The following is a 24,161-nucleotide window of genomic DNA, read 5'->3' as shown; positions in this document are numbered from 1 at the left end:
GTGCGTGGAACGACCGTGCGCGGCGCGATCTCGCGGGTTGATCGACTCAAGGTCGCCGGCGTGGCGGTATCAGGCTCATCCGATGCCCCCAGGTCGGCGACGTGAAGTCGATCAGCTCCCGGATGATCGGCGGCGCCAGCCGCGAGAGATCAGAGCCGACCGGACTTCGGCCAGCACGGCCGGGAAGTCGTTCTGCAACCGGCGGCTGGTCACGTGCAGTACCAGCCAGCCGGCACCGACGAGCAGGTTGAGCCGTTGGCGGTCGCGATGCAGTTGCTCGGGGTCCGCCTGCCATCGGCCGTACTCCACCGCCACCCGGAACTCGGGCCAGGCCAGATCGGGGTGGAGCACGAGCCCTCCGGACAGTCGGATCGGGTGCTGAGCGACCGGCCGGGGCAACCCGCCCAGCACCAGACGCACCCGTAGCTGTGACTCGGGCGGCGACTGCGCACCCGGATCGGCCAGGTCGAACACCCAGTTCGCCCGCCGGCCACCCGGGCGCTCCGCGTTGGCGGTGGCGACGGCGGCCAGCGCGGACCGGCTGGTCAGGCCAACGCCGAGCAGCGAGTCGACGATGGTGACGGCCCGCAGCGGCTCCAACCAGGCCGCCGCCTCCCAGGCCGCGGAGGCGGGGTCGCTCCGGCGGAGTGTGGGTTGGGCCCTCCTCGCGGGAGGGGCGGTGGGCGGCAACGCTGCCTCACCCAGGACCGGGAACGTCGGTGCGCTGTCGCTGACCAGGTGCACGCGAAGGCCGCGTTGGGAGTCGACCCGGGCGGTCCTCGGCACCAGGACGTGCACGTCGTCGTCGAAGCCGGCGGCGTGCTCGATGCCGTGCAGGTAGGTCGAGGACGGACCGGCGATCAGCGCCTCTGCTGGCATCCGCAACGCCGCGGCACGGCAGGCCAACTCGTGGTCGCGATCGAGCCGCGCGTCCGCGTACACGTCGTGCCGAAGGCGGACCCAGGACGCGCCGCGTAGCTGATGTCTGGTCACCAGGCCCTGCCGGATCACGTCGGAGCCGCGGAAGACCTGCCAGGCGAGGGCGAGAGGTCGGTGGGGGCGAGGAGGCATGTGCTCAGCCTCCGACCCCAGGCTGGGCACCCGACACCCCTGTGGACAGCGCCCGGCGGTCTCGTGCCATGTGCCTGTGGACGACCGCCGGGCGCCAGTTTGGCGTGGTATACGGCGAGATCATCACCGCAGCAGCGATGTGGCGGTGTAGAGCGATGGGGATACCGCAATATCGCCGATCCCGAGTCGATCAAGGTGGGGGCTAGTCAGTCAGCGGAGGGCGGCGGCGATGGCCGTGGCAGCGGCCAGCACCTGAGGGCCGACTGTGTCGACGTCCAACGGGGCGAGCGCGACCACGCCGACGCTGGCCTCCAACCCGGGTACGCCGAGCACCGGCGCGGCCACCCCGTACGCCCCGGACTGCAACTCGCCACTGCTGCTCACCGGCTCCGCCGCCCCGGACCGGCCGGCCAGGATGGCCCGACCCGCCGCGCCCCGGTCCAGCGGATGCCGCGCCCCGGTCCGGTACGCGACGTGGAACGACGTCCAACTCGGCTCGACCACGGCCAGGGCGACACCCTCGCCGCCCTCCACCACGGTCAGGTGTGCGGTCGCGCCGGCCTGCTCGGCGAGCCGGCGCAGCGCGGGCAGTGCCCCGTCGGCGAGCAGCGGCTGGGCGCGTCGGGCCAGGTGCAGCACCCCGGCGCCGAGGCGGAGCCGCCCGTCGCCGTCGCGGCGCAGCATGCCGTGCCCGGTCAGCGGGCCGACCAGCCGGTAGACGGCAGCCCGGCCGATGCCGAGCCGGTTCGCCACCTCGGTGACGGTGAGTCCGCCTGGCGTGTCGGCGACCAGGTGCAGCAGCCGCAACCCCCGGTCCAGGGTCTGCGCCGTCTCCCCGGCCCGTCCGCCCCCCGGGACGGTCCGATCCGAACCGACGTCGGACGCTCCCGTAGGCGCGGCGGTGGCCGCGTCGAGCCGGGCACCGGCACCGCGGAGGGTTGGCGGCTCACCGGGGCGTGCGGTCGCATCCACGCCTGGCAGCGTACGACCCGGCACCGGCGGACTCGAACATGCGCGGACGGCTACCCTTGTACGGTGACGCTACGCCTGTATGACACCGCCACCCGATCGGTGCGGGACTTCGTCCCGCGGGAAGCCGGCAAGGTGGGGGTCTACCTGTGTGGTCTCACCCTCCAGGCCCCGCCGCACATCGGTCACCTTCGCTCCGGTGTCAACTATGACGTGCTGCGCCGCTGGCTGCTGACCGCCGGCTACGAGGTCACCTTCATCCGCAACCTGACCGATATCGACGACAAGATTCTGGTCAAGGCGGGGGAGCGGGGCCGGCCGTTCTGGTCGATCGCCTACGCCAACGAGCTGATCCTCGCCGAGTCGTACCGGGCGCTGAACGTGCTGGCGCCCACCTACGAGCCGCGCGCCACCGGGCACATCCCCGAGATGCACGAGCTGATCACGAAGTTGATCGCCGACGGGCACGCCTACCCGGCCACCGACGGCTCCGGCGACGTCTACTTCGACGTGGCGTCCTGGCCGGCGTACGGGTCGCTGTCGGGCCAGTCGCCGGACGCGATGCAGTCGGCCGGGGACGCCCCCGACCGGGGCAAGCGGGACCCACGCGACTTCGCGCTTTGGAAGGGCGCCAAGCCGGACGAGCCGGCGGACGCCTACTGGCCGTCGCCGTGGGGGCTGGGTCGACCGGGCTGGCACATCGAGTGCTCGGCGATGTGCTGGCGCTACCTGGGCCCGGAGTTCGACATCCACGGCGGCGGGCTGGACCTGACGTTCCCGCACCACGAGAACGAGATCGCCCAGTCCCAGGCGGCCGGGCTGCCGTTCGCCCGCTACTGGGTGCACCACGGGCTGCTCAGCATCGGTGGGGCCAAGATGGGCAAGTCCGCCGGCAACGCGCTGGACCTGAGGTACGTGGACTCGCTCGGAGTGCGGCCGGTGGAGCTGCGCTACTACTACGCCGCCGCGCACTACCGCTCGGTGATCGACTACTCGGAGGACTCGCTTCGCGACGCGGCCACCGCGTACCGCCGGATCGAGGGTTTCGTGCTGCGGGCAGCCGAGCGGGTCGGTGCCGGGCACCTCGGCGACCTGCCGACCGGCTTCGTCGCGGCGATGGACGACGACCTCAACACCTCCGCCGCGCTGGCCGTGCTGCAACAGCAGCTCCGGGACGGCAACACCGCGCTGAGCACCGGCGACGATGTGACCGTCCGCACCACGCTGGCCGCAGTACGGGCGATGCTGGATATCCTCGGGATCGACCCCCTCGACCCGGCCTGGACCGGTGGCGGCCGCTCCGATGATCTGCGTGCCGTGGTGGATTCCCTGATCGCGCTGGCCCTGGAGCAGCGCGCGCAGGCCCGGGGCCGCAAGGACTGGGCCGCCGCCGACGCGGTACGGGACCAGCTCAAGCTGGCCGGCGTGGTGGTCGAGGACACCCCCCAGGGACCCCGTTGGACTATTGGAGAGCAGGACTGATGGCCGGCAACTCGCAGCGCCGTGGCCGGCGACTGACGCCGAAGGCGGGCGCCCCCAAGGGCACCGGCGGCAAAAACAAGGACTCCCTGACCGGGCGGGGCCGCACCCTGCCCGCCGACGAGCGGCCGTGGCACAAGGGGTACTCGGGCACCGAGAAGCTGCCCCAGCGCACCGCCTGGAAGCAGGACAAGGAGCGCCGCGCGGCGGCCGAGGAGGGGCGTGCCCCCAAGATCGGTCTGCCTGGCACCAAGGACACCACCTGGGGCAAGGGTGGCGGCCGTGGCGTTCCGGCGAACCGGGGTGGCAGCACTGGCGGCCGGGGCGGCAAGCCCGGCGGCCGGTCCGGCCCCCGGGTCGCCCCGGGGCGCAAGTCCAACCCGGCCAGGGACTCGCCGGAGCTGCTGGTCGGGCGCAACCCGGTGCTGGAGGCGCTGCGCGCCCAGGTGCCGGCGACGGCGCTGTACACCGCCCAGGGCATCGACATGGACGACCGGATCAACGAGATCATCCGGACCGCCGCCGACCGGGGCATCGCCAACCTGGAGATCAGCCGGGCTGAGCTGGACCGGATGACCGGCGGGGTGCTGCACCAGGGCGTTGGGCTGCAGGTGCCGCCGTTCGCGTACCAGCCGTTCGAGGACATGGTCGCCGCGGCCCTGGAGCAGCAGGCCCCGCTGCTGGTCGCGCTGGATGGCGTCACCGACCCACGCAACCTGGGTGCGGTGATCCGGTCGGCCGCCGCGTTCGGCGCGCAGGGTGTCTTCGTACCCGAGCGGCGGGCCGCCGGGATCACCGCGACCGCCTGGCGGACCAGTGCCGGCGCGGCCGCGCGGGTGCCGGTGGCGCAGGTCACCAACCTGACCCGATCGCTGAAGGCGTGCCGCGACGCCGGCTTCACGGTCGTCGGCCTGGACGCCGACGGTGACACCGACCTCTACAACCTGGAGGCCGCGGTCGGCCCCCTGGTGGTCGTGGTCGGGTCGGAGGGGCGCGGGCTGTCCCGGCTGGTCGGGGAGACTTGCGACCTGACCGTCAGCATCCCGATGATCTCCGAGGTCGAGTCGCTCAATGCCAGCGTGGCCGCAGCGGTCGCCCTGGCCGAGGTCTCCCGCCGCCGCGCGGCGGAACTGTAACGACGCGTCACCGAGGCCCCGTTCCCGCCTGTCGGGGGCGGGGCTTCGTCGCGTCCGGGCCGAGGGACCTGACGGGAGTACGCGACAGGGGCGGCCCGCCGAAGCGGACCGCCCCTGTTGGTACAGCGTTACGTCAGATCCGGGCGCCTGTGGTGGCGTGGAAGACGTGGTTCCGACCGGTGCGCGGCTTGACGAACACGGTGTCACCCATATTCGGCATGGTGCGCCGGTCGGTGCGGACGACGAAGCGCTCCGAGTTGCCACCCAGCGCGGCGTGGCCGTAGACGTTGGCGTCCGAGCCAAGGTCCTCGACCAGCTCGACCACGACCGGCATGCCGCCCTCGGTCGGGCTGACCAGGTCGCAGTCCTCCGGGCGGAAGCCCACGGTGACCTTGCCGTCACCGCCCTCGGCGCGGGCCGCCTCGACCTGCTCGCGGGTCAGCGGGATGTGCAGCTCGGCGAACTCGGCGCCCTGCTCGTTCAGCGGGACGGTCTTGATGTTCATGGCGGGGGAGCCCATGAAACCGGCGACGAAGACGTTGGCCGGGGTGTCGTAGAGCGCCCGCGGGGTGTCCACCTGCTGCAGGACACCGTCGAGCAGCACCGCGACCCGGTGACCCATGGTCATGGCCTCGACCTGGTCGTGCGTGACGTAGACCGTGGTGACGCCCAGCTTGGCCTGCAGCGACGCGATCTGGGTACGGGTCTGCACGCGCAGCTTGGCGTCGAGGTTCGACAGCGGCTCGTCCATGAGGAAGACCTGCGGCTCGCGGACGATCGCCCGGCCCATCGCCACACGCTGACGCTGACCACCGGAGAGCGCCTTCGGCTTGCGGCCGAGGTACTCCTCCAGCTGGAGCAGCCCGGCTGCCTCCTTGACCCGCCGGTCGATCTCCGACTTGGAGGTCTTGCGCAGCTTGAGGGCGAACGCCATGTTCTCGTACACCGTCATGTGCGGGTAGAGGGCGTAGTTCTGGAAGACCATGGCGATGTCGCGGGCCTTTGGGGGCAGGTGGGTGACGTCACGCTGGTCGATGTAGATCGAGCCGGCGTCAACGTCCTCCAGGCCGGCGAGCATCCGCAGGCTGGTGGACTTGCCACAACCGGAGGGGCCGACCAGGACGAGGAACTCGCCGTCGCCGATCTCGAGGTCCAGCTCGTTGACGGCGGGACGCTCGGTGCCCGGGTAGATCCGGGACGCCTTGGAATAAGTGACCGTAGCCATGGTGAAGCGCTTCCTTTCACCGGCAGGAACGTGCCGGACGATCCGAGTGAAGGAGCGACCGACACGTATCCGTGTCGGCCAACGGACGGCGGGTCGGTCGCGAGGGCGGCCGGACCTGTCGTCCGTGTCACTGCACGGTAAACGGCTTTCCCCGCGCTGCCAAGGCGCGGGAGCGCCGGACGCGGCCCATTGCCTACACAATCCGGTCAGTCGGGCACGGTCGGACATCAATCGACATACGGCTCGACCGCACGACGATGGATCAGCGTCGGGTTGTTGACGTTTCCCATGCTCGGGAGGCCTCGCGAGCGGGATATCCGGACGTCAGTCGCTATGCTGGCTTCGACGCGCGCGCCCCTGTAGCTCAGCTGGCCAGAGCACTCGCCTTGTAAGCGAGATGTCGCCGGTTCGATCCCGGCCGGGGGCTCCAATTCCACCAGGCTTTCCCCGACCGGCACTGCCGCGAGACGACCGATTGACAGCAACGCTGACAGCAACGGGACTCACGAGAGCTTTCCGTCGAGCTTGCCGAGAGCCTGACGCATCGCGTCGAGGTTGGCGTGAGCGTAGACCTTAAGCGTGATCTTTACGTCGGCGTGCCGGGCGATGGCCTGCACGACGTGTGGCGGGACGCCCAGCTCCATCAGCAGTGAGACGACGGTGTGCCGTAGATCGTGCAGGCGGACCCCAGGCAGACCGGCGGTCTGGCGGAGCCGGGCGAACGACCGGCTGAGGTTGGTGGGCTCCATGGGGGTGCCCCGCTCCGAGGGAAAGACGAGGTCGTGTTCCTCCCACACCTCGGCGAGGGCGACCCGCTCGGCTTGCTGCCGCTCCTGGTGTTCGAGGAGCGTCATCCAGGTGATCTCAGGCAGCGGCAAGACCGCCTCCGAGTCTTCGGTCTTGGCGTCCTGGACGTGGAGCTGCCCGGCAACCCGCTGCACGGTCTGCTGCACCCGTAGCGTGCCCTCGTCCAGGTCGAGATCTGACCAGCGAAGGCCGACCAGCTCACCTCGACGAAGGCCCATGGTCGCCGCCACGACGTAGAGCGCGTGGAGCCGGTGACCGGCGGCGGCGGCCAGGATCTTTCGTACCTGGTCGACGGAGAGCCCTTTGCCGACCTTGTAACGAGGTGAAGGGATTCGGACCAGCTTGGCGACGTTGCGCGACACCAACTCTTCCCGCATGGCGTGTTGGAGCGCGTTGCGAAGCACCGCGTGCACGAACTGGATCTGACGAGCGCTGGGGTAGTGCTGGCAGCACCGGCCGACAGAGCAGCAGCGTCGCTCAGCCGGTCGAATCTTGTCGAGACCGTTGGTGCAGCAGAGGCACTTGCGGCGGAACTCGTCCATGAACGCCTTAACGTGCTGGACCTGCAACCCGTCGAGGCGCTTGGTGCCGAGAGCGGGAACGAGGTGCAGCCGTACCGCGCTTTCGTATCCCCGCGCGGTGGTGGGCTTGAGGTCGCTGACGTAGGCGGACAGCCAGTAGGGCAGATAGTCGGCCAGCTTCCAGGCCCGGTCGGGGACAGGGATGCCACGCTGGGAGCGGGATTTCAGATCGACCAGTTTGGCGTGAGCTTCTTCCCAGGTCGCGCCGTAGACGAACTTGCGCTTGCGAGTGCCGTCGGTGCTAAGCACGTATGCCTGCCCGACCCAGCGGCCATCGCTGGAACGCTGGTAGATCGAGCCTTCGCCGTTCGGATTGCGACGGGCGGCGGATTGGCGCTGCTTGGGATCTCTGGGCATCAGGCGGCTTCTTCCGTGAGCGTGGCGATGACTTCGTCGATGGCGACGGCCGGGATGAGTCGGCGGCTCCCGACCTTGAAGGAACGGAGGCGGCCGGAGCGGATCAGGTCGTAGACGAGCGAGCGACCAATGCCGAGCGCTTGGGCTGCTTCCTCCACGCGCAGCACGCGAGGAGTGATCGGAGTGGGGGTGTCCATCGGTTGGCCTTCCTCGTGCGGCGTGGCGGGGGTCAAGCTGCGGCAGGCACTGCATCGGCAGGGGTGGTGCCGATTTCGTGGGCGAGTTCTTCGCGGCCCGCGGCTTGTCGGGCGCGTGCCATGGCGGCGGCGGTGTTGGCAAGGAGCGCGTCTCCGGTGGTGTGCCAGCCGACGCCGGCGAAGGTGAGGGTGCCAACGATGAGCGTCGTGTCGTCTTCGTCGAGGTGGTCGACGGCTTTGATGGGGTCGTTGGCGTCCTGGTCCTGGTCGTCGTTGCGTCGGTAGGTGACGCGGGTGTCGCGCAGGAGTTGGAAGGTGACGGAGTAGCGGCGGGCTTTGGTGAGGAAGTGGCCGCCGAAGCCGAGCATGTGTGCCCAGCGGCGCAGCCGGGCGTATGGGTTGCCCGTGGCCGGTTTCGTGGGTTCGGCGTCAAGGCTGGCTTGACGGTGGGCGATGCAGACGGGGCAGGCGGCGTAGCGGGTGTGGGTGCCGCAGTCGGGGCATTCCCAGCGTTGGACGAAGCCGGGCCGTGGCCGGTGGTCCCGGGGCCGATCCGAGAGCGGGACGGGTGTGGTGGTGGGTCGGCCGATGCGCCAGCAGGCGTCGATGAGGCGGGCGGTGTGGTCGCCGTCGGGGTCGGCGTAGTCGCCGATGGTGTCGGCGGTGAGCCTGACGGAGCGGTGCCCGGTTACCTCGGTGCTCTTGGTGGCGTACTTGGCAAGGTAGCCGGCGACCATGCCGTCGGTGACCTCACCGCTTCCGGTCAGGCTGATGGGGCGGATGTCGAGTTGGGTGCCCCAGGCGACGGGCCACCCGGCGGGCTGGTCGGGATGGGCCGGGGTGGTGTAGTCGACCTGGGTGGCGGCGTGGTGGATGGCGTCGTCGAGGTCGGCGGCGGTGAACCCGGCCGGCGGTGGGACGACGGCGGTGGGGTCGGTGGGGTCGACGCCGTCCAGGCGCACCAGGGCGTGGAAGTGCACCGCTCCGCGAGCTTGGAACTCGGCGGCTTTGCCGTGCGACAGCCGGACCGGGGCGACCGTGCGGACCTTGCCCGAGGCCGTGACGACGTGGGCCGGGGGGATGCCGCGTCGGCGGGCGAGTTGGGCGAGGTGGCGCTCCGCGGCTTGCTTGGTGCGCCGCCACAGCTCTCCGGCGAACACGTTCCAGACGACCTGGTGATCGTGGTCGTAGCAGTCCAGGCACAACGGTTGGCCGAGGACAGCGTCTGCCGGTTCGTGCCTGGCCCAGCACACGGCAGGGCGGCCGTGGGTGCAGAGTCCGGCGGTGGGGTCGGTGGTGCGGCGGGCGTGGCAGGGGTCGGGTCGGCAGTCGCAGCGTTTGCGGTTGGCGCAGGTGTGCCGCTTGACCGCGCGGGCGTGCACGGGGCCGAAGGACGGGGCGGTGAAGGTGGCGAACACGGCCGGGTGGCGGGAGACGGTTTCGGGGACGCCTTTGCCGCCGACGAGGCCGGCGCGCAGGAGTTGGTAGGCGTCGCGTTGGTAGACGCCAGCGCAGGTCGGGCAGACGGTGGCGCGACGGTTGCCGCACGCCTTGTAGATCGCGGCGTCGGGCATGGCGTCGGTGTGCCGAGCGTCGAGGAGTCGGCCGGTGGCGGGTTCGACGGTGAGCAGGCTGCCGGCGAGGCGGATGGGGCGGGTGCACCCGCCGGCGGCGCGGACGTGGTCCAGCCAGCCGAAGTAGTCGGGTGCGGTGGCGCGGGTGAACGCGGAGCCGGCGGCGGTGTAGCCGACGTGGGGGGTGATGGTGTCGGCGTTCGAGCCCACACCCCGGGCCGAAGCGCGGGGTGTGAGGTCCAGCGTCGAAGCCATCAGCCGACAACCTCGTGGTGTCGGTTGGTGATGGTGTGTTGCGTGACGATGATGCGGCAGGCGCCGCACTGGCGGTCGGCCGGTTCGTGCCGGTGACACGCGATGACGGCGGTCGTCTCGCCGCAGTGGATGGTGACCGGAGTCCGGCATTCTCCGCCGGGGATGACGTGGATGACGGTGCGTCGGGTGTCGTAAGGGTGCGCCTCAGCGAACGCCGGGCAGGTGTGGGTGACCTGCTCAATGTCGACGACGTGGATGGTCATCGGGCACCACCGACGGGGGTTCCGTTGACGGCCGGGGTGTGGCCGGTGATGGTGTGCAGCAGTTCCCGGGCGATGTCCGGGGTGACCGAGAGCAGACCGGCGAGTTCATCCGGTGTGATGGGTCGGCCGGTGCTCTGTTCGTGTCGTCCGATGACGAAGCGGGCGGTGGGCATCAGGTGCGCCGGAACCTCGGGCCGGGCAACCGGGATCGGGGTGAAGGCAGGTGCCGTGATGGCGGCCGGCGTCGGTGCCGGCGGGGCGTCGACGACCGGAGCAGGTTCCGGCGTGGTGTCGACGGTTGGCGTGGCGGCCGGGGTGTTGGTCGGCTCGGTGGCCGGTGCCGTTTCGGTGAGGTCGTTGATCGCGGCGAGGAGGGCGGCGGCTTCGGCTTGGATGGCGGCGAAGTCGGGGCGGATGCGTCCGGCGACGAGTTCGACGCCGATGACGAGGACGACGACCAGGGCGAAGACCAGGCGTAGGCCGAGGCTGCCCGGGGAGGCGAAGTTGATGGTGGCCGACAGCATGGCAGCGGCGGCGAAGACGACCATGGCTCCGCGTTTCGCATCCTTGGCGATGCCGGAGGTGCGGACGACGGTCAGCATCGACACCATGGCGGCGTCGAAGATCAGCGGCACGAGGTAGGCGAAGTAGCCGGCGTTCTGGGTCCACAGGTAGTGGGCCTGGTGCAGGTAGCTGGTCAGCAAAGCGCCGAGCAGAACGAAGCGGTTGTACCGCTTGATGGAGCCGATCGCCTTGAGCATCGTCGGTACGGCGTTGCGGGCGTACTCGGCGGCGAACTGCTCGGTCACGGCGGTCGGGTCAGTGGTGGCCATGGGGAGTCACCTCCGGAGCCGGGATGGCGTCGAGGGGGATGAGGTCGACCACGCCGGAGCAGTGGGCGCACATGATGGGGGCCAGACCGAGGGCGGCCATCTGCTCGCGGAAGCAGGGCAGGCAGGCGAAGTCGGCTGGGAACAGTCCGTCGCCTTCGCAGAGGGCGCAGGGGCCGAGGCAGACGGGGCAGGGCTTGTAGACCGGGCCGAGGATGTCGTGGATGCCGGCGGGCGAGCTGCCCTCGATGCACCACAGGCAGGGGTCAGACAGGTGGAAGCTCACGACGGGTTCCCTTCGTGGCAGTCGAGGCATTCGCCGTAGCGGCGGGGGATGTAGTAGGGCTTGACCTGGGCGCAGACGCGGCAGGTCCGGCGGGCGCGAAGGGCTTTGGCGATGGCCACGCGCTGTGCGGGTGTGGCGGTGCGCTTGGGTGCGGCCATGTCGAGGCGGTAGAGGTAGGCGACCCGGCGCTGTTTGCGGTGCCGCCAATAGATCTGGGCGACCGGGTCATGTCCGTTGGGGCGAAGGCCGGCGGCGCGGAGTTGCCGCACGGTGGCCAGTCCGGAAGGTGCCGCGTGGTAGGGGAAGGTGGGGAACCCGTAGCGGGTGCCGAGCGGGTCGTAGAACTCGACCCGGATGCCGGTGCGATCGGCCAGGTTGTCGAGGTCGACGCTGCGCAGGTCGGTCATGGCTTGTCTCCCCAGCGCTGCTGGGCGGCTTGCTTGGAGATGCCGAGTCGGGAGCCGATCTCGGACCAGGAGTAGCCGAAGGCCCGAAGGCCGATCACGGCCTCACCGATGGCGTCGTCAATGACCGACGACAGGGCGACCAGGTCGCCAAGTGCTTCGACGTCGCCGGTGGCGACGCGGCGGCCGTGAGCGCGGATGATCCGGCGGCCGAACGCGGCGAACTCGTCGTTTTCCACGACGGTGCGGCGCTTCTGCCGAGGCAGGTTCGGCGTCAAGGGCTTCTTGACGGTGCTCATCGCTTCTCGCCTCCCTCGCTGTGGAGGGAGTCCCACTCGTCGGCAGCCGCCTGAAGGGCGGTGATGACCTGCTCGGCGGTGCGGGCAGGGTCGTCGTTCCATGAGTAGGGGGAGGTGTGTTCGTCGAGCAGGTAGCCGTCCTCGTCGACGAAGAACACGGGCGCGGTGGTGTCGAGGTAGTCGACGAACACGCCCAGGGCGGTGAGGTAGTCGGCGAGCGCGTCGGGGTCGAGCTGGGAGAAGTGCTCGACGCGGTAACCGGCGCAGGCGATGCCAATAGCCCCGGCGGCGCAGGCCGGCGGGGTCGGGTTATTGGTGCTGTTGGCGTAGTAGGTGCCCTGGTGCCAGCCGTGCCGGCGCAGATAGAGGGCAGCCATCCGCAGCAGGTCAGCGGGTGTGATCGGTGCTGCGGTGGGTGGGTTTTGGGTAGCCTTCATGGCAGCCACGTCCTTTCAGTAGGGCTGTTGGTTGGGTCGGCAGGACCAGCGGTTGCTGGCAGGCGTTGACTGGTCCTGTCGACCGGCTATCGGGCGCGCAGCCGCAGGTAGCGGCGGTGCCGGTTGTCGTCACCCCGCATGCGGGTGGGTGCGGAGGCGAAGACGAGTCGCCCGCTGCGGGCGACGGCCTGGACCAGAGCGGCGATGTCCTCGGGACTGCCGGTGATCCACAGTTCGGTGTATTGCGCGGCCCGCTGGTTGTTGGCGCGGGCGTAGGTGCGCTCTCGGGCGGTCATGCCGCCATCTCCCACTCGGTGGGGTTGACCGCCGGGGCGCTGCTGCTGCTGGTGGGGCGGCGGGTCCAGGCGGCGTAGTCGGCGATGTTGTAGATGTCGGTGTCGGTGAGGTAGGCGGCCTTGATGCGGCGGGGTACGCCGCCTTCGGCGAGGAGGTAGGCCGCGCCTTGGTTGGTGGGCGAGATGTCGGAGGCGGTGTAGCCCTGCTCGGCCCAGCCCTGACCGAGGATGATGTTTGAGCTGTTCAAGCTGGTGCAGCGGAATGCGGCCCGGTAGCCGAACAGGTCCCGCAACGAGGCGGGGATGATGTCCCACGACGGCCGTTGGGTGGCGGCGATGACGGGCATGCCGCAGGCCCGGCCGAGGGACACGAGCCCTCGCAGGAGGGTGGAGAACTCTTCCTGCTGGGCCTTGGTGCCGAGCACGGTGGAGAACATGGCGAGTTCGTCGATGATGGTGACGATGACGGACATGCCGTCGCCGTCGGCGAGCTTGCGGCGCCGGTTAGCGAGGAGCCAGGTGTAGCGGTTGGTGGCCACGACCAGGAGGCGACGTAGCACGTCAATGCCCTGGTCGATGTCGGGGCCGATGAACGCGTCGGCGAGGTCGCGCCAGGGGCCGAGTTCGACGAGTTTGGCGTCGAAGAGCACGAGCCGGGTGTTGTCGCAGAGAGCGGCGTGGCCGCAGATGTTGTTGATCAGGCCGGACTTGCCGCCGCCGGGTTCGCCTGCGGTGAGCAGGTTGCGGTAGATGACGTCCAGGTAGACGGGTTGGCCGAACTCGTCGATCCCGATGAAGATCGGGTCGAACATCGACAGGCCAGGACCCACCGGCACCGCAGCAGCGGTGGTGGGAATCGTGGTGGTCATGAGATGCCCTCCTGGGCGTTGTGGGCGCGAGGAGCCACACGAACGAGCCGCAATGGCTCCCCGCGTCCCGGGTTGGGCGTAGGTCAGATCCAGTCGGATGTGTCGTCGTCCGGCACGGACGACGCGGAGGAAGCCGCGGGCTTGCTGCCGTTGGCCGTAGTAGCGGCCGGCTTCTTGCCGGCGGGCTTGCCCTGGGTGGGGAGGGTGATCGTCGGAGCGTCGACGTCCGGCAGGTCCAGGGCGGTGGGGACCGTCAGCGGCGATGCCGAGACGGGGGCGGCCGGGTCGATCACGTCGACCAGCGGGGAACCGACGTGGGCGGTCAGCACCTCACGGCGCTTGATGTCGAACCGCAGGTAGGCGGCGTTGTTCTCCGAAGCGCGCTCGATGAGCACGGTGGAGGCGTGACAGGTGACCGCGATCTTGTCGAGGCGGCCTTCCAGGTCCTTCGCGGACAGGCCGGGGCGCAGGTAGACCCAGACCCGTTCGCCAACCGGGGTGGGGCGTGCCCACAGGATCAGCGGCAGACTGCCGGACTGGTTGGCGATGATGAACTGCGCGAAGCACACGCGCAGCCGATGCCGGACGATCAGGCACCAGGTCCAGGCTTTGACCTGGCGGCGGACCGGGCGGATGGCGGCGGGGACGCCGACGACCAGGGCGACCACGAGCAGGGTCACCAATGTGGGGGTGTGGTTGGCCAGCTGCACCCACGCGGTGAGCAGCAGGACGCCGAGGATGGTTTCCGGGGTCCACCACCACAGCAGCCGGATAATCGGCCAGACGCGGACGAGCACCCAGACGAGCCCGCCGGTCGGTACGCCGATAAGCGCGCCGACGAAGACGGCGAGGATCGGGTGGATGTAGGAAGCGGCCACCACGGCCGACAGAAGGCCGACGATGACCGCCGTCAGGATGAACGCCATCTTGGCGTTGCGCGCGGAGGAACGGTGGACCTTGGCCTCGATGACCGTCACCGTTCCGGTTGACCTGCCGGCGAACCGGCGCGGGCTAGACTTGGACACGACGAGTCCTCCCAAGCACATTGGGTCGGATGAGTTGGTAGGCACGGGGTCGGGTGATGTAGGAGTCAGACCGACCCCGCGCCAGCTCTTACGGGGATGCCACCACCACAGGTGATGACCAGGCCGGGAATGTAGGAGTCAGAAGCACTCCCGGACCCATGTAGTGGATTGGTTCAGTGGACCATCAGGCCGCTTCGCGAGCCACGGACACCAGCGGCTCACACAGCACAGCGGTGCGAGGGACCTACTTGGCCGGAGAACCAGTCTTCGGCTTCAGCGAGACCGCCCGGAACGCGACACCGTTACGCCCGTTGGTCGCCCACGGAATGGCCTCCAACTGCTCGACGGCCAGGAAGTCGCCCACCTTCACGCTCGGCTTCTCACCCGCCGTGGTGATGGTGATGACCTCCCCGCCGTTCTCGTCGAGCACGAAGACCTGGGTAGACCACATGAGCCGGCCCGTGTTCTTCTCGGACTTCTGATTGCCGTTCTGGTCGTTCTTCGGCTCCGGGTCCTTCGACGCCGTCACCTGCTTGCTCGTGGTGTCCACGTACAGCTTCAAGGCTGTCTCCTTCTGCTGGGGCACCGTTCGTCGGTGCACTCCGTCGTCATCATGTCTTCATGAAGACGTGTAGACAAGCTACGACGGTGGATGTCTCGCGTCAAGACTTCATGAAGACCTAAACTCGGTGGTGAAGCGAAGGAGGGTGGAGCCGTGGCTAAATGGGAGCGAATCGCCGCAGACTGGCGGGAAAAGATCCATTCCGGCGAGCTGGCACCGGAATTCAAGCTGCCAAACGAACAAAAGTTGAAGGCCGACTACGAGGTCAGCCTTCCGGTCGTGCGGCAAGCCCTGGACGCCCTAGAGGCCGAAGGGCTGGTAGATCGTCGCCACGGACGAGGCACGTTCGTTCGGGCACCACGTCAACGTGTGCGGCGATCGCCGGAGCGGTACCAATGGGAGAAGGACCGAGCGCGGCTACCCGAGTCCCAGAGACGTCGCACGGGCGCGACGGAACGCGACACGGGATTGACCATGCAGGACCTTGAGTTCTCGGCGGAGTACCGGACCGTTCCTGCGACCGTCGAGCTGGGCCGACTGTTCAGTGTCCCGGTGGGTGCCAAGATGCTTGAGCGCGTCTACCGAACAGGTTCACGACGAGAGAACGCGCCATTGAGCCTCAACACTTCATACATGGTGTACGACGTCGTTGCCGAGAATCCAGCGCTGCTTGATGCTCACAACGAGCCGTGGCCGGGCGGAACGCAGAACCAGCTCTTTAGCATCGGGATCGAGCTAGATCGGATCGTTGACGAGATCACTGCGCGGCCTCCGGGGCCGGAGGAAGCCGAGGCGTTGAAGCTGCCGCCGGGGGTCTCAGTGCTGATCCTTCGGAAGATATCTATCGACACGAGCGACTGCGTGGTCGAGGTGTCGAACGTCGTTTTACCAGGTGACCGAACTGAGTTTGTTTACACAACGAAGCTGGCGAGGTGGTCGGAGTGAGAAAACTGATCTCCGTAGTCACCCCGGTCCACGGGCCGAGCATCCCCTATCTTGCGGACTCCTACGAGTCACTGCGGGCACAGGAGATGCCCGACGGCTGGGCCTGGGAATGGCTGGTGCAGGAGGATGGCCGTACAGGAGATGTCGAGGCCGCTCTACCCCAAGACTCGCGCGTCCTAGGCGCGACCGGCAAAGCGGGCGGCCCTGGAGTCGCCCGCAACATGGCGATGGCGCGGAGCCAGGGCTCACTACTGCGGGTCCTAGATGCCGACGATCAGCTCACACCCGGCGCCCTCGCACGCGAGATCGGAGTTCTTAGCTCTCGCCCTGACATTGGGTGGACAACATCAAGCGTCCTTGACCTGATGCCTGACGGGTCAACGGTGAGTTGGCAGCATGCCGACCCGGCGGGAGGCAGACTCGACCGGGCCGAGGTGCTGTCCTACTTTCACGACAACGGCTATCGGCTACCCGTGCACCCAGCAACGCTCTGCATCCGACGGGACCTCTCGCTTGCACTAGGCGGCTGGATGGCCCTACCCGGCGGCGAAGACACCGGCCTACTGCTCGCGGCCTCGGTAGTTGTCGACGGGTACTTCATCGACCAACCAGGGTTGCTGTATCGGAAGCACCCGGACCAAATCACCGCACAGGCCGACTGGACGGCAACCGCGGAATGGCAACTCCGCATGCAGCTCATCGAGTCTCGGGCGATCGCGCTGCGATCCCTCCTCCTGCCCAGCGCCGCCTGACTTGCGCAGCGCCTAGCGGTCGTTCGCACGGATGGCGGCCGGACGGCCGGCGTGTCCGTCACAGGACATGCTTGTCGGCCTAGGTCTCGTTACGCCGTAGGGTTCGGCCTATGGGTTGGTTCGGGACGCTGCTGTTGGCAAAGCCGACGACCGCCACGCTTCCCACGCAGCCGGGGGTGCGCGAGGCGTTCGGCTCTTCCTTCGCCACGCCAGGTCCATGGGGCAACAAGCTCGGGCTTTACGACCTGGGCCAGGGTTGGCAGCGAATGGGCGTCGCGCCGTTCTGCACCGAGCGGTTGCGGTTGTCTGCGGGGGTGGACGGTCTGGTGGCGGCCACGGCGGCTCCAGCTCTGGCGGCATATGTGTCCAACAGCGATTGCGCCCAGTTGGAGGGCCGAACTGCTACGGGCCTCAGCTTCTCGCTGCACCTGCCGAACACCAATGAGCCGTGCGGGTACGAGCACGTGGAGGGTAGGCCCGAACCCGTTGACACGCACCTCGCGGTAGACACGCTGCGTACGTGGGCGGTGGAAGCAGGCCGGACGCCTCCGACGGAGGCCACCACGGCACTTCTCACGTGGGATGACGAAGGCTTCCCGGTAATGGAGGACGCCGTGTTGGGGCTGTTCGCGGGTCTGGGCTTCACACCAGAGGCGGAGATTCTGCCCGTCATCAACCCTGACGATCCGGCGTTCGGAGACTTCGAACGCGTGGTGCGTATGGCCGACGTTAGGGCTTCGGGCGAGCAGTACATGGCGAGCAGAGGTTGGCCGCTTGAGGATGACCTGAAGGCGACCCCGGAGGACCTCGACTACCTGCGCTTCCGCGACCTGCTGTGGAGTTCGGTGTACGGCGGAGGAGCGACCCGTGACGAGCTGGTTGCGCAGTACGAGCAGTTGACCGCTCGATGGAAGAAGCAGTGACGGTGGTTCAGCCCTGGTAACACGCGGCGGTCGCCGCACCGCGCCGAAGCCGAAGCCGATCATGTCAAGCATCTGGTGGGACGCCACTGTCAAGCATGTCCCGTGACACGACAGGCCGACTGCCGGCGATGTTGTGCAAAGTTTCTGTACGTCTTCAAGGCGGCCCGACAAGCGGGCCGCACGCGCCGCCGCCAGGGCGCGCGGCCCGGCCCCTCTGCGTTGCGCCAGGGCCGGACCACGCCAAACGCCCGGCGGCTGGCGCGGACAGCGGGAAGCCCGCGGGCCGCAGCAGAATGACAGACCGTTGACCAATGTGGGGTGGGCCGGCAGCCGGCCGGGCCGCGCGGCCACGAGCCCGCGCGGCGTAGGAGAGTGCACGTCGGCCGCGTCGGCGGAGCTGGCAACGGTCGCGGGGTTGCGGTTACTGCGCCTCCGGCGGGGGCGCTCCGGCTCCAGGATGGCCGCGGCTCCACCGGCGGGTCACGGTTCGTGAGTGGTTGCGGTAGGCCATCCCGCCTGCCCTCGACCCGGGCAAGCCGAGCAAACCACCGCCCGACCCGCCAGCGTCCGAACCTGCGTCAAGGCCGTCTTGACGTGGCGGGCCGGGCGGCGGCCCGCTCCCCAGAAGGGCGGGTCGATGGCAGACGGGATGGCAGGTTCGCCGAGGGCTATCATGCTCGCTCTGTCCAGAAGAGATGAAAGCGCCGAGGACGAGTATGACTCCCGAGCAAGAGCGCGATGTCGACGCCGCCATGTTTGCCTACTGGACTAGCCGGAAGCGAGCAGCACGCCAGCAGACCGAACGAGGCAAGGTGCAGGATGCTGGGGGCAGAGCTGACGTGACGTCGGGTGGTCACCTAGACGAAGTTGCCAGACTTTTAGCGAAGGTTTGTTTCGACGCAGGAGCACCGCTCAATCAGGTGTGGTACAAGGCGCCGGTTGGAGACCCGTCCCGCCGGGTGGGTACCCCGAAGAACACGACACTTCCGGGCTACTACCGACCCACGAAACAATGGGATTTGGTGGTTCATCACGACGACGCCCCGATCGTGGTTGTTGAGCTGAAAAGCCAAAACGGTCCGTCGTATGGGAACAATGCCAATAACCGAGCCGAAGAGGCTATCGGTAGTGCTGTTGATTTCGACCGTGCGCGAAAGGCTGGGTTGATCCCGGGAAATCCCTGGGTTGGATACGCTTTCATGATCGAGGACGACATCTTTTCCCGCAGGAGCGAGGCCGGGAAAGATGCTAGCCGCTATACAAGGGACGCTTATTTTGCAGACTGGTCGTATGTCGATCGGGTACGTTTGCTGAGCCAACGCCTAGTGGAAGATGGGCACTATGACTCGGCGTGGGCGGTTGCTACCAGCAGACCGGACTGCCCTGGCGTAGTCGATCCCAAAAAGTGCCCGCAGCTAAGGACTGGATTCCTGGAGTGTGTCCATGAATTCGCCTGGTGGGAGCTGGACGAAGAGGCGCTGGGTTATGAGAGCTTCGCGGCGGAGCTCACTGCGCAGGTAAAGCGGTACTACCCATAGGTCAACGCTCCTGGATCACCGATGCCGTAGATGCGCAGGGCGGCTTCCGTGGCCGCCCGCCTGTTTCGGCGATCAAAAGCGTCTGCGAGCGCCACACGATCCTTGGCTGAAATCATGTCTGGTCGGGGCACGCGGATGCGGCGCAAGTACTGGGCCTGGAAGCGAAGCGTGCCGCCGCGCATCTTAACCGCATAAGCGGCCACGAAGGCTTCCGCGACCGCAGACAGGAGTAAACCGCCCAGAACTTGTAAATCCCACTCATCCGACACGATGTAATACAGATTGTGATGCGGGTAAAGGCCGCCCCCCTCCAGCACCGGATGAATCTGGGTCTTCATGTCTGGGAACAGGAGCTTCGGCCTTGCAGTCAGGCTGGGGTCCACCTTGTCGATGGTTCGATACCAATTCGCGGGCCGCTTCTGAGCGATGTGGCGCTTGCGCAGAGCGTCGCCATGCTCATCGAAGTAGGCCCGAAGCCGCGGGTAGGTGTCTAGGTCAACGACCCCGCCAGCATCCCAAGGATTGACGAGGTAGTGGCCGGACCAGGACACCGTCCCGGAGACCGTGTCCCGGACCATCGACAGCGGAAGCAGGCGGTCGGGTTCGACGTCTGCGGCGGTTGTCACGAACACAGCGTCGGCGCCGGTGGCGATGCCGATGCCAACACGGGTGCCGGTCGCTGGGTCCTCCAACAGCGGAAAGCGGTCATTCAAGTCCTCGATCATGGCGAGGGTCGCCGGCGAGCCGCTCGGCCAAGACTCCGAGCCTTCGAACCAATGCGGCAGGCGGCTGACCTCGAACCGATCGTTCGAGACCGACTGAGTTTCCTGCTGCTGGATCCATGTAAGTAGGGCCGTGGCATCAGTGGGACCGAAGGCGCGGGTAGTGTCGGCGACCACCGCAGGGCCCTGCTGACCTCGCCGGACGATAGAAATCGCAGGGTAGGCAGAGACCTGCTCGTCGAAGGCGTCTACGTCATGCATGATGATCGTCCCGTCAACGCTGTAGTGCGCTGCGATGAGTTCTCGCAGGTGCCTTCCGTACTGGTTGCGCATCCACCTGTCAGCACAGATGAAGCCGAGTACCCCTCCCACCTTGAGGGACCGCAGTCCGACCTCGTAGAACCCGACGTAGATGTCCGAGCGTCCGACCATGGTGGGGCAGGCGGCACGGTATGCGGCCATCCGATCCACCGGCACGTCCTCTAACCGGACGTAGGGAGGGTTTCCGAGGACGAAGTCCACAGCATCGTTGCCCCTGTCGCGCAGAAGGTAGTCGCCTTCCTGCACCCAGCCTGCGGCCAGCGCTGCCGCGTCCTCGGCGGACCATCCGTCGCCGAGAAGGACCTTCTCCACCAGGCGGCGGCTGTCCTCGACGTTGCGGGGGAGGAGATCGAAAGCGCGGAGGGCAGCCCCAGCATCGGTCACGCATCGACCCCGGAGGCGGCACGACTTGCTCAAGCGCTCGACCATAGGCCCGAGAAAGGCACCGGCGCCGCAGGCCGGCTCCACGGCGACGAGGTTGGCGAGGTCACGGTCTGCGGTATAGCCGGCGAGGTCGAGGATGAGCTCGACGATCCATCGCCGTGTGAAGACTTCGCCGTGTTCGACCGCTTCAGCCGGGATGGGCGCTAGAGCCGCCATCCCTGAATCAAGCGGGACGGCCTCGCCCCTCGCCGAAATGCTCATCGGCCGAGGGTACGACACCGGCTACATGTGCTACTAAGCGCGACACAGGACCCACATGACCAGGCGAAGGGTGGCCGATAAGCCGGTCGCCGGCTCCCAACTCTGTCGGTTCTTTCGAGGGCAAGACTCGAGGGGCTCGCGGGGGCTCGTGCGTTGCTGCCAGTCTGGGAGCAACTAGCAGATCGTTGGTAGCAACACTGGGCGGGGTTTCAAGGGCAAGACTCGAGGGGCTCGCGGGGGCTCGTGCGTTGCTGCCAGTCTGGGAGCAACTAGCAGATCGTTGGTAGCAACACTGGGCGGGGTTTCAAGGGCAAGACTCGAGGGGCTCGCGGGGGCTCGTGCGTTGCTGCCAGTCTGGGAGCAACTAGCAGATCGTTGGTAGCAACACTGGGCGGGGTTTCAAGGGCAAGACTCGAGGGGCTCGCGGGGGCTCGTGCGTTGCTGCCAGTCTGGGAGCAACTAGCAGATCGTTGGTAGCAACACTGGGCGGGGTTTCAAGGGCAAGACTCGAGGGGCTCGCGGGGGCTCGTGCGTTGCTGCCAGTCTGGGAGCAACTAGCAGATCGTTGGTAGCAACACTGGGCGGGGTTTCAAGGGCAAGACTCGAGGGGCTCGCGGGGGCTCGTGCGTTGCTGCCAGTCTGGGAGCAACTAGCAGATCGTTGGTAGCAACACTGCGCGGCGTTTCGAGGACAAGACTCGAGGCATGCATCGCAGCCCTAGCAGGCGGGCAGGCGAGGAGCGCGCACGATCATCGCCCGCCTTGAAGGGGTGGCTCGGTTAGCTGCGACAAGGCCGGCCACTCGGCCGGACATCCGAGTGTTGCTGCTAGTTGCTGCTAAAGTTGCAGCAAACGAGATCATGGCAGGTAGCCAATGAAGACACCCATGCCCCCGCCGTCTATAGATGACCTCACTCGGGAGGTCCTTGCGTCGGGCGACAGTGAGCTCATGGCGCGCATCTTCACCCTCTACGCTGCGGATGGAGTCTCAAGCCAGCGCTACCTGCATTGGGACGAGATTCGATACAAGAGGCCACCCCACGACCTTGCGGTTGAAGAGTGGTGGGTGGCCACGAAATTCGCCCGTAGAGGCATGTATCGGCGTATACCGCTCGTAGACAAAGCTGGGCACCCCTTTGTCTATGCCCTGCCGGATGAAGTGCTTAAACAGACGGATTACATAGCAAGTTATGCAAGTGGCCAGATCCGTTTGAGTGAGCAGGTGACTGACCCTGCCACGCGTGATCGGTACCTAGTCAGCCAGCTTATCGAAGAAGCGATCACGTCGAGCCAGCTCGAAGGGGCATCCACATCGCGGAAAGTCGCTCGTGACATGATCCGTTCGGGACGTCAGCCGCGGGACCGAAGTGAGCAGATGATCCTAAACAACTTCCATGCGATGCAGCGGATTGGTGAATTGCGCCATGAGAAGCTAACAATCGACCTCATCTGCGAGATTCATAAGATTGTCACTGAAGGTACGCTAGAAAACTCGGATGCCGCGGGGCGCTTCCAGTTGCCGGAGGAAGATCGAGTCGCAGTCTGGGCCGAAGAGAACCAACTGCTGCACTCGCCGCCGCCCGCAGATCAGCTGCCGGAGCGCATGCAAAGGCTTTGCGATTTCGCCAATGCCCAGTCCGATACCGGCTATCTCCCGGGAGCGCTGCGTGCGTTGGTCATCCACTTTATGATCGGGTACGAGCACCCATTCGAGGATGGCAACGGCCGCACAGCGCGGGCGCTCTTCTACTGGTCAATGCTCAACCAGGGCTACTGGCTGACAGAGTTCTTGAGTGTATCCCGAATTCTCAAACGAGCTCCGGGTAAGTATGCGCGATCGTTTTTATACACCGAGACTGACGAGAACGACCTTACCTACTTCTTTATCTACAATCTGAACGTGCTCCATCGGGCCATCGATGAGTTGCATGCTTACCTGGCGCACAAGATGGCAGAAGTTCGCGAAGTGAGAAGGACTCTACGGCAGTCGGCTGAGAACTTCAATCCTCGCCAACTGGCGCTTCTTCAGCATGCCCTTAAGAATCCTACAACCCGCTACAGTGTTCAATCGCACAAGACATCGCACCGGGTATCAACCGAAACTGCCAGGAGCGACCTCATCGGCCTTGAATCAATGGGGTTACTGACCAAGAGGAAGTCGGGGAAGCGCTATGTTTTCGATCCGATTCCGGACTTGGGCGAAGCAATCAAGCAGTTTAGCGGCTAGATGGGCTACGGCCGGTCTCCGCTTCTCCAATGGGTCAGCCCGGTAGAAGTGCACCGATCCGGCGGCCTTGCCGCGGTAGTAGACCGTAAGACGGCCCTTGATGCCCTGACCCCGCTCACCTGCCATGCCGACGTAGACCAGCGGCCCGGTGGCTGTTCGACGCGCGAGGTGCACACCAGGCAACCATGGCGCCTGCTGAATCGCGAGTGCGAAGGGCATCCACCGGGGCCAGGGCGCGAGGTCGGCGATGAAGCCGAAGGCGTCGACCATGTCGGGATGCTGCACCGAACTACGCGATCGAGCAAGCGCCGGGCTGAAAGGTTGACTGTTAGCTGGCGTAGCCGGTCAAAGGTCTGCCACCCACTCAGGGGGTGAGGCTGCAGCCGCGGCGAGCCTTGCATCGATCGGAAACTCGTGGACGATCAGGCGGGCTCTCGCCTCGTTGAGCTCTCTGGGCCAAAACAGCTCGGTGAACCATGGCAGGCAGGCTGCAAACTCGACGGGTGTCTTCGAGGCGCCCAAGTTCAAGAAGCCGCTGGAAGCCGTACGAAGTATGCCTCGGATCCGCCAAGAGATGTTTCGTCGCGCCGACGGCGCCTCTGTAGCGCTCGACCATTTCCAAGAACTGGAACGGGTTGTAGCCGAGCCGTCTCAGCCGTGGGATACCGCCGAGAACGTACTCATCGAATTTCTTGCTGAGGGACGCCGTTCTGTCCGGATTGCGATCGTTCATCGTCACACGTTGCTCCGTCTCTGCGCCCAGCCCAGATTGCGAGCATGCCAGAGCTGGGCTTGGCTGCCTACAGACCGAAGTGAAGCTCGATCGAGGGTGGCTGTGGCCACGAGCAAGATCGCCGGGCACAGGTCCGGCACAACTGGCAACGATAAGCAGCGACAAGCGCTGGCAAACGTTGGCAGACTTCCTGCTGGTCACGGCACGGATTGGTACGGTTAACGACGATCTACCGGAACCGAGAGGGGTTCAGGGTTCGAACCGGATGCCTCCTTGGCGAGCCTCAGCGGTGGTGACGGCCGAGCGTAGGAAGTCCGCCGCTAACGGTCCGTATCGAGGAGCCCTGGCCACGCTGACGGTCGAGCCGGTCGGCCTCCTCTGCGCGTCTAGCTGCGCGAGAGGCTCGCCGCTGCCGCGCAATCTGCTGTTTGAGC

Annotated in this window: 24 protein-coding genes and 1 tRNA gene; 8 read left to right on the top strand and 17 right to left on the bottom strand. The window is 67.1% G+C overall.

The features are described 5' to 3' along the window. Nucleotides 1-111: 111 nt before the first annotated feature. Both OG470_RS04645 and OG470_RS04640 read right to left on the bottom strand, forming a co-directional pair. Entirely contained in the window at nucleotides 112-1,071 is a 960-nt protein-coding gene (locus OG470_RS04645; RefSeq protein WP_328421107.1) for a hypothetical protein, read from the bottom strand. Nucleotides 1,072-1,281: 210 nt separating this feature from the next. Beyond that, a complete protein-coding gene (locus tag OG470_RS04640) occupies nucleotides 1,282-1,890 on the bottom strand; it encodes an IclR family transcriptional regulator (protein WP_328426136.1) in 609 nt (202 codons plus the stop codon). A 216-nt stretch (nucleotides 1,891-2,106) separates the two neighbouring features. On the opposite strand from OG470_RS04640, the gene cysS reads away from it, so the two are divergent. Together cysS and rlmB are read left to right on the top strand one after the other, a co-directional pair. Beyond that, on the top strand, nucleotides 2,107-3,522 hold the full coding sequence (gene cysS, locus OG470_RS04635; protein ID WP_328421105.1) for a cysteine--tRNA ligase: 1,416 nt from the start codon (nucleotides 2,107-2,109) through the stop codon (nucleotides 3,520-3,522). Next, nucleotides 3,522-4,655: a 23S rRNA (guanosine(2251)-2'-O)-methyltransferase RlmB gene (gene rlmB / locus OG470_RS04630; protein ID WP_328421103.1), complete on the top strand. Its 1,134-nt coding sequence runs from the start codon at nucleotides 3,522-3,524 to the stop codon at nucleotides 4,653-4,655. The genes cysS and rlmB overlap by 1 nt, the downstream gene beginning before the upstream one ends. Nucleotides 4,656-4,788: 133 nt before the next feature. Here the strand turns inward: rlmB and OG470_RS04625 are convergent, their stop codons facing one another. After that, nucleotides 4,789-5,880 (bottom strand): ABC transporter ATP-binding protein, encoded by a 1,092-nt coding sequence (locus OG470_RS04625; protein WP_328421101.1) that lies wholly within the window; start codon nucleotides 5,878-5,880, stop codon nucleotides 4,789-4,791. Between the two features lie 353 nt (nucleotides 5,881-6,233). Between OG470_RS04625 and OG470_RS04620 the strand changes: the two genes are divergently transcribed. Next, nucleotides 6,234-6,310 (top strand) — tRNA-Thr (locus OG470_RS04620). A 73-nt stretch (nucleotides 6,311-6,383) separates the two neighbouring features. Here the strand turns inward: OG470_RS04620 and OG470_RS04615 are convergent. The 13 genes from OG470_RS04615 to OG470_RS04555 form a co-directional block, all read right to left on the bottom strand. Continuing rightward, nucleotides 6,384-7,625, bottom strand: a complete 1,242-nt coding sequence (locus tag OG470_RS04615; protein ID WP_328421099.1) for a tyrosine-type recombinase/integrase — start codon at nucleotides 7,623-7,625, stop codon at nucleotides 6,384-6,386. Further along, complete coding sequence (locus tag OG470_RS04610) at nucleotides 7,625-7,822, bottom strand: helix-turn-helix domain-containing protein (protein WP_328421097.1); 198 nt, start codon at nucleotides 7,820-7,822, stop codon at nucleotides 7,625-7,627. The genes OG470_RS04615 and OG470_RS04610 overlap by 1 nt, the downstream gene beginning before the upstream one ends. A 32-nt stretch (nucleotides 7,823-7,854) precedes the next feature. Further along, nucleotides 7,855-9,651: a replication initiator gene (locus OG470_RS04605; protein WP_328421095.1), complete on the bottom strand. Its 1,797-nt coding sequence runs from the start codon at nucleotides 9,649-9,651 to the stop codon at nucleotides 7,855-7,857. Then, on the bottom strand, nucleotides 9,651-9,914 hold the full coding sequence (locus OG470_RS04600) for a hypothetical protein (protein ID WP_328421093.1): 264 nt from the start codon (nucleotides 9,912-9,914) through the stop codon (nucleotides 9,651-9,653). The genes OG470_RS04605 and OG470_RS04600 overlap by 1 nt, the downstream gene beginning before the upstream one ends. Next, nucleotides 9,911-10,747: a DUF2637 domain-containing protein gene (locus tag OG470_RS04595; RefSeq protein ID WP_328421091.1), complete on the bottom strand. Its 837-nt coding sequence runs from the start codon at nucleotides 10,745-10,747 to the stop codon at nucleotides 9,911-9,913. The genes OG470_RS04600 and OG470_RS04595 overlap by 4 nt, the downstream gene beginning before the upstream one ends. Further along, on the bottom strand, nucleotides 10,734-11,030 hold the full coding sequence (locus tag OG470_RS04590; protein WP_328421089.1) for a hypothetical protein: 297 nt from the start codon (nucleotides 11,028-11,030) through the stop codon (nucleotides 10,734-10,736). The genes OG470_RS04595 and OG470_RS04590 overlap by 14 nt, the downstream gene beginning before the upstream one ends. Next, complete coding sequence (locus OG470_RS04585) at nucleotides 11,027-11,437, bottom strand: RRQRL motif-containing zinc-binding protein (protein ID WP_328421087.1); 411 nt, start codon at nucleotides 11,435-11,437, stop codon at nucleotides 11,027-11,029. Before OG470_RS04585 ends, OG470_RS04590 begins: the two co-directional genes overlap by 4 nt. Beyond that, entirely contained in the window at nucleotides 11,434-11,733 is a 300-nt protein-coding gene (locus OG470_RS04580; protein ID WP_328421085.1) for a hypothetical protein, read from the bottom strand. The genes OG470_RS04585 and OG470_RS04580 overlap by 4 nt, the downstream gene beginning before the upstream one ends. Then, entirely contained in the window at nucleotides 11,730-12,170 is a 441-nt protein-coding gene (locus OG470_RS04575) for a DUF6197 family protein (protein WP_328421083.1), read from the bottom strand. Before OG470_RS04575 ends, OG470_RS04580 begins: the two co-directional genes overlap by 4 nt. 86 nt (nucleotides 12,171-12,256) lie before the next feature. Then, nucleotides 12,257-12,466 (bottom strand): hypothetical protein, encoded by a 210-nt coding sequence (locus OG470_RS04570; RefSeq protein ID WP_328421081.1) that lies wholly within the window; start codon nucleotides 12,464-12,466, stop codon nucleotides 12,257-12,259. Next, a complete protein-coding gene (locus OG470_RS04565) occupies nucleotides 12,463-13,335 on the bottom strand; it encodes an FtsK/SpoIIIE domain-containing protein (protein WP_328421079.1) in 873 nt (290 codons plus the stop codon). The genes OG470_RS04570 and OG470_RS04565 overlap by 4 nt, the downstream gene beginning before the upstream one ends. A gap of 83 nt (nucleotides 13,336-13,418) precedes the next feature. After that, nucleotides 13,419-14,312 (bottom strand): hypothetical protein, encoded by an 894-nt coding sequence (locus OG470_RS04560; RefSeq protein ID WP_328426135.1) that lies wholly within the window; start codon nucleotides 14,310-14,312, stop codon nucleotides 13,419-13,421. A 292-nt stretch (nucleotides 14,313-14,604) separates the two neighbouring features. Next, complete coding sequence (locus OG470_RS04555) at nucleotides 14,605-14,922, bottom strand: hypothetical protein (protein WP_088951025.1); 318 nt, start codon at nucleotides 14,920-14,922, stop codon at nucleotides 14,605-14,607. A gap of 153 nt (nucleotides 14,923-15,075) precedes the next feature. Between OG470_RS04555 and OG470_RS04550 the strand changes: the two genes are divergently transcribed. The 4 genes from OG470_RS04550 to OG470_RS04535 all read left to right on the top strand — a co-directional run bounded on the left by OG470_RS04550 (nucleotide 15,076) and on the right by OG470_RS04535 (nucleotide 19,080). After that, the gene (locus OG470_RS04550) at nucleotides 15,076-15,867 is read left to right on the top strand and encodes a GntR family transcriptional regulator (RefSeq protein WP_328421077.1); all 792 of its coding nucleotides are present in this window, start codon (nucleotides 15,076-15,078) and stop codon (nucleotides 15,865-15,867) included. Continuing rightward, the gene (locus OG470_RS04545) at nucleotides 15,864-16,619 is read left to right on the top strand and encodes a glycosyltransferase family 2 protein (RefSeq protein ID WP_328421075.1); all 756 of its coding nucleotides are present in this window, start codon (nucleotides 15,864-15,866) and stop codon (nucleotides 16,617-16,619) included. Before OG470_RS04550 ends, OG470_RS04545 begins: the two co-directional genes overlap by 4 nt. A gap of 110 nt (nucleotides 16,620-16,729) precedes the next feature. Beyond that, nucleotides 16,730-17,542: a hypothetical protein gene (locus OG470_RS04540; protein WP_328421073.1), complete on the top strand. Its 813-nt coding sequence runs from the start codon at nucleotides 16,730-16,732 to the stop codon at nucleotides 17,540-17,542. A gap of 716 nt (nucleotides 17,543-18,258) precedes the next feature. Further along, nucleotides 18,259-19,080 carry a PaeR7I family type II restriction endonuclease gene (locus OG470_RS04535; protein WP_328421071.1) on the top strand — a complete coding sequence of 274 codons (822 nt, stop codon included), beginning with the start codon at nucleotides 18,259-18,261 and terminating at the stop codon, nucleotides 19,078-19,080. On the opposite strand, the gene OG470_RS04530 is transcribed toward OG470_RS04535, so the two are convergent. Further along, the gene (locus OG470_RS04530; protein WP_328421069.1) at nucleotides 19,071-20,768 is read right to left on the bottom strand and encodes an Eco57I restriction-modification methylase domain-containing protein; all 1,698 of its coding nucleotides are present in this window, start codon (nucleotides 20,766-20,768) and stop codon (nucleotides 19,071-19,073) included. The two genes, OG470_RS04535 and OG470_RS04530, sit on opposite strands and share 10 nt — an antisense overlap. Nucleotides 20,769-21,716: 948 nt before the next feature. On the opposite strand from OG470_RS04530, the gene OG470_RS04525 reads away from it, so the two are divergent. Then, on the top strand, nucleotides 21,717-22,994 hold the full coding sequence (locus OG470_RS04525; RefSeq protein ID WP_328421067.1) for a Fic family protein: 1,278 nt from the start codon (nucleotides 21,717-21,719) through the stop codon (nucleotides 22,992-22,994). Nucleotides 22,995-24,161 lie beyond the last annotated feature (1,167 nt).

It is taken from the genome of Micromonospora sp. NBC_00389, from assembly GCF_036059255.1.
Classification (GTDB): domain Bacteria; phylum Actinomycetota; class Actinomycetes; order Mycobacteriales; family Micromonosporaceae; genus Micromonospora.
This window is presented reverse-complemented; position numbering and strand designations above follow the sequence as displayed.